5 protein-coding genes and 1 tRNA gene are annotated in these 10,009 nt (G+C 41.6%); 3 read left to right on the forward strand and 3 right to left on the reverse strand.

Features of this window, described 5'->3' with window-relative positions:
- A partial coding sequence (locus U9O96_03055; protein MEA2054086.1) for a C25 family cysteine peptidase occupies window positions 1-2,406 on the forward strand: 2,406 nt, incomplete at its 5' end.
- Here U9O96_03055 and U9O96_03060 read toward each other — a convergent pair.
- From U9O96_03060 to U9O96_03070, 3 genes are all read right to left on the reverse strand, one after another.
- On the reverse strand, window positions 2,407-2,709 hold the full coding sequence (locus U9O96_03060; GenBank protein MEA2054087.1) for a transcription factor S: 303 nt from the start codon (window positions 2,707-2,709) through the stop codon (window positions 2,407-2,409).
- A 452-nt stretch (window positions 2,710-3,161) separates the two neighbouring features.
- On the reverse strand, window positions 3,162-6,665 hold the full coding sequence (locus tag U9O96_03065) for a C25 family cysteine peptidase (protein ID MEA2054088.1): 3,504 nt from the start codon (window positions 6,663-6,665) through the stop codon (window positions 3,162-3,164).
- Window positions 6,666-6,745: 80 nt separating this feature from the next.
- Window positions 6,746-6,875: transfer RNA gene (locus tag U9O96_03070), tRNA-Met, on the reverse strand.
- Between the two features lie 115 nt (window positions 6,876-6,990).
- On the opposite strand from U9O96_03070, the gene U9O96_03075 reads away from it, so the two are divergent.
- Window positions 6,991-7,695 (forward strand): hypothetical protein, encoded by a 705-nt coding sequence (locus U9O96_03075; protein ID MEA2054089.1) that lies wholly within the window; start codon window positions 6,991-6,993, stop codon window positions 7,693-7,695.
- Window positions 7,696-9,573, forward strand: a complete 1,878-nt coding sequence (gene gatE, locus U9O96_03080; protein ID MEA2054090.1) for a Glu-tRNA(Gln) amidotransferase subunit GatE — start codon at window positions 7,696-7,698, stop codon at window positions 9,571-9,573.
- The last annotated feature ends 436 nt before the right edge of the window (window positions 9,574-10,009 follow it).

The raw sequence follows: 10,009 nt of genomic DNA on the forward strand, positions 1-10,009 counted from the left end.
GGGATATATGAAAGCAACGAACCATATCCATCAAACTGGTTCACATATAACATTGGAGCGGGCATTCAAAACGGAGAGCATGCTATATTTCTTTCAATACATGCTTTTCCAGCACGCTATATTCCATTAACAAATGAACTGGAGTATGTAAATGAAATGAATATTGAGATAAATTACATTCCTCCTGAAAAGCCAATGCTTGACAATGATGTTTATGACTTGCTCATTGTAACGCCAGCGGAATTCAGCGATGCTCTGCAGCCGCTGGTAGAGCATAAGGAAAGCTATGGTGTAAAAACGATGCTCGTTTCACTTGATGAAATCTATAACGGCAATTATTTCACCGTTCAGGGCAGGGATGATGCAGAGAAGATAAAATACTTTATCAAGGGTTCAATAGAACAGTGGGGAATAAATTATGTAATGCTTGTCGGTGGGTACAAACATCTTCCCGTGAGATATGCATATTTGAACGACAGAAGCTCTTCTTGGGAATATGAAAGGAAATTCATCAGCGATCTTTACTACGCAGACATTTATGATTCAGATGGGCATTTTTCCTCATGGGACACCAACGGAAATGGATACTACGGTGAGTATGATCACGAAACCTCAGAAGGAAAGAAAACCGATAGCTTGGATCTTTATCCCGATGTCTATATCGGCAGGCTTGCATGCAGAAATAAAATAGAAGTGAAGACGGTTGTGGAAAAAATCATACAATATGAAAGTGATGAATCAAAGAATGAATGGTTCAAAAATATGGTATTGTGCGGCGGCGACCTTTATCCCAATGATCCCTGCGGGGATGTTGCCGAGGGGATATATCTCGAAGAAGAAATAGCGAAACAGATGGCTGATTTCAACATCATAAGGGAATATCCTTCAAATGGAATGAATATGTTTACCATTTCAAAGTCGATAAATCAGGGGGCGGGATTCGTGGTGTTTGCAGGTGCAGGAGCACAACATCTCTGGGCAACCCATCCGTATGATGAGGAAAAATGGATTTATTATTACAATGCCAATATCCGATCCCTCAAAAACCGCCAGATGGTTCCCATCGTGCTTACGTCCGGAGCACATCTCAGTCAATTCAACAATAGCCAGGAATGTTTCAATTGGGTTTTTGTAAGCAAGAAGAAAGGCGGGGCGGTGGCATCGATCGGCTCTACAGGCCTTTGCTGGATAGCACATGGAGAGAATGTGGCATCCTTCTACCTCGGTAATCTTCACCTTCGTCTTTTTCAGGAATACCACAATACCAACATTCTTGGTATGATGGTGAGCAACGCCATAACTTCGTATCTTAACTCATTTGACCCTGGGCATCATGGGATTTCCGAAAGTTTTCACATGAAGGCAGCCGAGGAACTGGAATTGTTTGGTGATCCGACATTAAAAGTAGGGCAATCAGGAAATGACGGGTCAACAGCAAAAACATACGGGAAAACGTTATATGTTGGTGGCTCAGGCCCAAACAATTATACAAGCATTCAGGATGCCATCGATGATGCAGGGAACGGGGATAAAGTTTTTGTTTACAATGGGACGTATCATGAGGATATAAAAATAAACAAATCAATATCTTTGGTAGGGCAGAGTGAAAAAGGAGTGATTTTGGAAAGCAATGGTACCACTCTTATTGCCGATGCGATAGATATAAAAGAATTTACAATAAAAAGCAATGGGAATGGAAAAAATGAGGCGGGAATTCATTGTTACGGGAAAGAAAACATTATTGAAAATGCGACCATATCCGGATATGACTGGGGCGTATATCTGGAAAATGCCCAGGGTAACGTGATTGAGAATAACCATATCATGCTGAATAACGAATATGCCGTTTACATGAATAACTCCTCCAATGTTCTCATACAGAATAATACAATTGAAAAAAACTGGTATGGATTATGGAGTGAATATTCTCCAGCCCTTACAATACGGAAAAATAATTTTTCTTCTAACAGGTGGTACGCCCTCTGGCTTGATGGCTCTGGTAAAAGCGATATCGCAGGCAATACTTTCATAAAAAATTGGTACAGTATATACCTATACGACTCGAGCAACAGTAATATTTCCGAGAATAAAATAGTGAAAAATGAACACGGCCCGCAATTCGTGAATTCTAACAGCAATAGTTTTAATAAAAATAACGTGGAGAAAAATGAACATTACGGCATATTCGTCGGATGGCGTTCTGCCGGCAATACTTTCACCGATAACAATTTTATAGAAAATGCACAAAATGCAAGAGACGACCACGGCAGTACATGGGATGGAAACTACTGGAGCGATTATATTGGCATAAAAATCAAAATCTTGGGACTGATAAGGTTACCATATCACATCCCCGGCAGGATAAATCAGTGGGACTGGCATCCAAGAATGGCTGCCTACGGTTAATTAATACTCTCTCCACTTGTGCCCGCATTTCGTGCAGGTATATATCCTCGTTTCCGGCTCATCCGCCGCACGCGTCTGCCTCAATACCCAGTAAGCCTCATTATTTCCACACTTGGGGCAACTCGCATTTGTTTTTGGAAGAATCCCGAAATCTTCATCTTCCTCTACAATGGTCAGCTCTTTTTCTTTCCTCTTCGAGACGATTACTTTACCTCCACCCTTTTTCTTCCTGTATCCACATTTTCTGCATACCATTTCGTCCCCTTTCGGGTAAAGAAGAGAATCACATTCTGGGCAAAACATACAGGAGATAACGTGGATGATATAAAAAATTTTGTGGGCGGTAAGCTGCCCACAACCTCCTTGATAGAAATGTTTATATAGTATCTCTAATATATTATTATATAACTACATGCACAAGTAAGGCATGGCGAAAAGGGGAATGAGGGTTATTACAGTTTTTCCCACATTTCCTCCTTGCCCTCGTTCCCCCTCCTCCTTTTGCCGTTAACTTTTTGAGAACATTTACAGGAACTGTTTCAGTGAAAATAAAAAATTACTAACTACTATAAATTATTCTCTTATTTGAAAACACATTGCCGACCGTCAACAGATGAAATTGGCAAAAAAGACAATTCCTACTGAGAATGTTTGGTTGGCAGTTTAGTTTAACATATCCGCTCAAATACAAAGCAACTCCACATAAGTTAAATGTAAAGGTAAAAAAGGAAAAGAAAGAAAAGGGAAAAGGGTTTTTATGTCAATGTGTAGTAGTCTGGGTTGTCTACGTCCAATGCAGGAGTGTAGGTATAAGTGCTATGTGTTATATCTGTTACCTCTGCCTTGTAATTTCCTGTACTAGCTTTGCTTAGTGTAAATGTCACTTGGCCATTGGAGTCTGTTATCCCAGAATAAGTCCAATAATTTCCTGTGTCTAAATGTGTTAGCGTAGAGTATACTGTTGCATCGCTTACCAGAGCATCTGTTTCCTCTGCTATTCCATCATTATCTGAGTCATACCTGACTGTAACGGTATGGTATAAAAATGTATTCGGACCAGCAGTTTTGGTACTCCATGAAATATCCCAAACGTACATGCCACCAGGTGGTGTTTCACCTCTAGTTGTGAATGACCAGGTGTCAGATGTATTTGTGTGCTCTGTATCATTTGCAACTGCATACCAGCTATATGGAGTATTATAAGCCAATCCAGACCAGACAACAGATGCAGTGCCTCCGCTCGGTACATTATAATCTGTTCCAATTATGGTATGGGTGCTTGCATCATAGAACGTTACATTCATGGCATCATTATCTGGATCAGAAACATCCACTGATAAGGCTGGATTGATGTCTACACCTGTTGTGCCATTTGCTGGATTAGGATTAATTGGCTTGTTCGGTGGACGGTTCGGTGGTGGTGTGCCTCCTGCTTCTATGTACATGTGGTCAATGTAAATAGTGTCTGCAGCTCTATTACCGGGCGTTTGGTCCGTGTCTAGTACTCTTATATATATTGTACCAGATAACGTGTTTGGTAATGTATATGTCTGGTAGGCATTATCATCAGATGTCTTAGTAACAGTTACCATGTTATAGTAAGTACTATCATCTGTAGAGTAGGCAAATACAAAATCATCTCCTTCCGAATTAGCGGTGTGATGTGCCTCTAGGTAAAAGACGTATGAACCATAGCCACCAGTTACAGGAATGGCCCATTTATGCTCCAAGTAGGTATATCTGTTATCTGGTTTTCCTGTGCTTTCTCTCTCTGTTATGCCTTCATATTGATTATCTGAATCCTTTGTATACGTGTAGTCATTGGTGATACCACCATTTGATACAGGAATATCTTGGTTGGTGTAGAATTGTTCTTTCGGTTGACCAGTTGTGAAGTACCATGTATCAGATGCATTTGTCCCGCCTTTATTGTCATCTGCAACTGCATACCATCCATATGTTGTGCTTGGACTGAGATCAGACCAGACTGTAGATGCTCTTGTACCGCTTGCCACATTGGTATCTGTGCCGATTAATGTGTCATATTCATCATAGAATGAAACATCCATTGTATCTCCATCTGAATCAGAGACATAGACGGATAAGGTTGGGCTAAGTTCTACATCCGCTGTACCATTTGCTGGATCAGGATCAGTTGGCTTATAGGGTGGAGTAGTTACAGTTGTAAAGGTCCAAATCGGTCCAAGTGTTTCTGCACCGTGATTATCTCTTGCAACAATCTTCCAGTAATATTGGGTGCTTTTTGCAAGAGTACCAGGATCATAGGATGTGGTGGTAACCGTAGCGACATATGGTGGCGTACTCGTTATCCCAAAGTACACGTCATACTCAACTGTGTCACCAGGATCAGGATCCCCGCCAGTCCAACTCAAATCAGCATTAATATCTACCCCTAACGCACCATCCGCCGGGTTTGGATTTGATGGAGTGTATGGTGGTTGATTACCACCTCGTGTTGTCAAACCAAGTGTCTCTGGGTCTCCGAGCAAATTAATTTCATAGTAGCACCATCTATAGGCACCATCGCTTGCCGCCTGAGTGGCATAATTTTCCTTTGCCAACTGCATCATCTTAGCCCAGTTTTCTGTGCCTTTTTGGAAAAGTTCATAAAATTGTCTTTGCATATACTCGGCAGAATATTTACTTGCATTATTTGAGGTATACCAACCATATCTAGAATTGAGAATACATGCTGATGTGCCACCATTTGTATTTAAGAGATATGCCTCGGCTAAACAATCGGAATAATAGAAGTTACCAGAATAACAGGCAATGGACATGTGCATCGGATAAAAATTATTTATTAGGCCAAGGGCATCAGAATTGTACCAATCTACTGCTCCTCCATTCTCATAATTGATACCATAGTATGTATTATCTCCATGTCCACAATGCTGCACTATAAGACGACCATTGGCAAATGCATCTGACCATTTTGTTTTGGTAACAGTCTCAGTTTCCTCATAAAGTTTATTGACGGTATAAGTCCCAGGAATCCACCGAGCACAATCCTCTGGAACTGTCCTAGAATCTGGAATGTTGCCAGAGTTCAACCTTGATTGATGGAGTTGAATCGTGTTAGGCTTTGTTGTTGTTTCGTAGGCAATAACTTTGTCAATAAAATTGCTTATCTCACTTGCAGTGTTAACAGGGGCTCGTCCCACATATACCTCGGCATACCAGTCGGGATTGTCCTCTAACTCACCCCAATCACTGTCACCATCATCATTCCATGTTCCATCTAAAGCTGCGTAATACAAATCTGCTGGTATATCATGATCTACCGTTGGAAATGGAAATGTTTCTACACGACCGTAAAACCCTCTGTACGGAACTACCTCGACATCGCCACCTAATAATACATAGGTTGTTCCCCAGTTAGTATACGCATCTTTGATGAAATTGCGTATCTTTTCCTGAAGATCTGCTCCTGCATAATTAGTATCAATATAGGTTGTGTCGACAATATTTGTCGTTGTGTATAATGACTTGTGATTGAGTAGCGGCTGGAAATCAGCGGTGAATGCTGAATCTGTTATAATCACATAATCATAATCCCCGGGAGTCACTCCTGTTGTTTGAGGTGTATCAGTAGTACCATAGGTACCGACTGTTTCAGGATTATCAACCTTGTTTGATATTTCCATAATGTCCTCTGGCGCCCCTCTATACAACGGAGATATTTCTCCATTTTTCAGGGTAACTTTCACCGTCATATCCGGGAAGTACAACACCTTGCCTGCCGCCGGGATATAGCGTACCGGGTACAAGCTCACGTGCAGAATGTCGAAGCCGCGGAAAGTGGCTGTAATTCCTTGCTTAAATGGCGTCACAGGATATGGATTGTTGGAACCGTAGATTTTTTCATCCCTGGGTACCATCTGGCCTTCCTCACCTATTATAACTGGTGGTTGCCCGTGTTTCAGTGTAACGTCTTCATTTATAAGTATAGGTTTGCCATAAGACACTGCTATTGCTCTTACATCTTTACCTGCCGGGATTAAAATCCGAGCGGTGTAAACTGGAATCATCGGTTTTCCCGGGTCATTTTCCATGTAGCAGTCTTTGAGTGAAATAGTCGCTACACCATCCTGTATCTCTATCGCTGGCATGTCAAAATTGTAGTTTACTGATAAAACATCGGCATGCCCTTGGACATTTGTCCCCATTTGCCCAAATATTGTTAGTACAAATAACACACTAACAAAAATTGCCTTACTTTTTGCATTTCTGTTCATTTTCAGCCCCCAAGGATAATACTTTATTGTTTTATAAATATTTCCTTGCTCGATACTGGAGATTCTAAATCACAAAAAGATAGCGGAGCGTGGACTTGAACCACGGATCTTCGGGTATCTCAGCCACTTTCTTTGGGGATGAAACACCTTTCTTCGTAAGAAAGGGGTTCTTATGAGCCCGACGGGTTTTCCTGACTACCCCACCCCGCTATACAGTCAGATTAGGGGCCTTCCGTATGAGAATATAATGCAATTTATTAAGCTATCGATTGCCTGGATTACGAAATCCATAAATAAGAGACAGGCATTTATTTATGTGGTTAAAATGAAGGTGGCAAAGTTATCCCTTGTTTTATTTGCTGTCATTATACTTGTGCTGTCGGCTGTTTTGACCCCTTTAAAAGTAAATGCAAATGATGAAGAAAGCAAGATAAGATACGTTATTTTTACGGAAAACGGAATTCTTGAAGGAACGGATATAATACCTTCCGAGAAAGCAGGTGCGGTTATCAGAGCGATAGAAAAAATAAACGGTGATTTTCGTTTGCTTAAGGCCTCATCAACACCGGAAGACGTGGAAAGGGCAAAAGCTATGATTCTTAGTGATATTGCAAGTTTGAGCTGGCTTAAAATTTTTGCTTACATACTGGATAGGATAGAAGATATCATAGATGCATATCTTACGCCATGGACAAAGGTGAGCGTGTTTCCCCACATATTCATCTATGGCCATGGGAGGGTTTGCATACCACTAGAAAGGTCGCTTCCTTTAGGGATTACCCGCCAGACATTCATCGGGTTGCTGCTCCGTCCCATATGGTGGGACTATAACTGTCTGAGTTTCACCGTTGTCAGAAAAGGGCATCTTGTGCCGCCAAGAATCGATTTCTGGGACATGTGGGGAAATCAGAGAGGGTTCATGATAGGTTTTCTCGGAATACACATAAGCATTATAAGGCCGCTGATACCCGACACCCATGTATTCATCGGAAGGACGTTGATGCTCGTAAATAAAGATTTATTGTTTTAAATGGACTACAAAAAAATAGGCTTTAAAGCAGGCATTGAAATACACCAGCAACTCGATACCCATAAACTGTTTTGCAACTGCCCATCTAAGATAACCGATGATGTGGACTATTTATTCAAACGCCAACTCAGCCCAACCCACTCCGAGCTCGGAGACATAGACAAGGCGGCGCTGGCAGAAGCAAAAAGAAAGAGGCAATTTGTATACACGGCTTCATCTGATGCAACGTGCATGGTGGAAGCAGATGAAGAGCCACCGCACAATGCAAATGACGAAGCGATAGACATCTGCTTGACTGTAGCCACTTTGCTGGACTCAAAAATTGTTGACGAGATACATTTTATGAGAAAAATTGTTATAGACGGATCGAACACGAGCGGCTTTCAGAGAACTGCCCTTGTCGCATTGGGAGGAAAAACAGACAATGTTGGAATAGAAACCATGTGCCTTGAAGAAGATGCCGCACGCAATCTCGAAGAAGATGAAGGTGTCGTAAAATACGGGCTGGACCGCCTCGGCATACCCCTTATAGAGATTGCGACAGCCCCCGATATTTCATCACCGGAACATGCAGAAGAGGTAGCGTCAAGGATAGGCAGGATTTTAAGGGCGACAAAGAAGGTGAAAAGAGGCATAGGAACGATACGCCAGGATTTGAATGTTTCAATCAGGGGCGGCAGCAGAGTTGAGATAAAGGGAGTGCAGGAACTGAAGAGCATATCGAGAATTCTGAAGAACGAAGTGGCTCGCCAGCTGGAACTGCTAGAGGTTAAAAAGCTATTGAAAGAGAGAGAGAAAATTGGCGATGTGAAGAAAGCAGAAATAGACAATGTGAGCGATATATTCTCTAAATCAAAATCGGCAATTATAAGGAAAGGAATTGATAAAGGAGGAGTTGTAATGGCTGCTTGCCTGCCAGGATTCAATGGGTTGATTGGAGGGATAAAAAGCAGGGAAAACAGGCTTGGAAAGGAATTTGCAGCAGTGGCTGAGATGGCGGGAGGGGGCATCATGCATTCCGACGAGTTGCCCGATTATGGCATATCTACTGGAGAAGTAAAGATGCTGAGGGAGAAGCTTGAATGCGGCGAAATGGACGCCTTTATTCTATCAATCGGAAAGGAGGAGGTTGCAAGAAAATGCGTGGAAGAGGTGATTTTCAGAGCCGTGAAAGCTTTCGACGGAGTGCCGGAAGAAGTGAGAAAAGTGATTGCAGACGGAACAACAAAATACATGAGGCCAATGCCAGGTGCGGAGAGAATGTATCCTGAGACGGACGTGCCGCCCATTCTTATTACTGAGGAGAAAATAAAGAAAATAAAATCTTCCCTTCCAGAAATGCCTGAAGAAAAAATTTCAAGGTATGAGAAATATGGACTCGGGTCTGAAGAGGCGAGGCAAATCGTTTACGGGGACAAAGATGACTGGTTTGAATATTTGGTGGGCAAATATCCCTCGGAAGGAAAAAGTATATCAAGGATTTTGCTGAACGTCCTACCAGAAATTGAGAAAGAATGCATTAACAAAGGCAACATAAAACTCGAGCACATTGACGAAATATTAAAAGGGCTGAAAAATAAAATGTTTTCAAAGGAAGGGGTGCCGCAGATTCTGGAATATTATGCCAGAAATCCGGATGACTCTCTGGACAATGCAATCAAAAAATGCGGGCTCGGTGCGATAGGAGATGAAGAGATAAGGCATGAAATAAGTAAGATAATAAGCGAGAATGAAAGCATGATAAAGAAAAAAGGGGAAAGGGCAATAGCCCCTTTAATGGGCATCGCAATGAAAAAGATGAGAGGAAAGGCAGATGGCTCATTGATACACAAAATTCTGCTGGAAGAGATGGAAAAACATAACAGGGATAAATCTTAATCTTGGAAGAAATAGATGGGTGAGATTGATAAAGCAATCATTGTGAGAACGCGGTGGGTGGGATTTGAACCCACGCCCGTCACTAGCGGAGCGATTCTTAAGTACACCTTCAATTTGAATTAAGTCGTAACTTTACATAATTTACCCCATAGGTTCGAATGTTTTTCTGGATAACACTGGTAGTGATATAATCTCTGGTACTGGTGCAAATACGGGTCGTTTGAACCAAAAATGACTGAGTGGTGCATGCGGGGCATATGAGGTAAAATAAATCATAACAAGTTATATAAACATTTATTTATTATATTGTAACGGAAGTTCCAGAAAAAAATTTGATGTGGAAAGCTCAAAAAACTCCAGAATTAAGGAGGCGGTCGCTATTTTTTTCTCTTAAGATTCAATTTTTTTCTAGTGGCTACTTTTATGCCACGATGTG

This window comes from Candidatus Thermoplasmatota archaeon (genome assembly GCA_034660695.1).
Classification (GTDB): domain Archaea; phylum Thermoplasmatota; class E2; order UBA202; family DSCA01; genus JAYEJS01.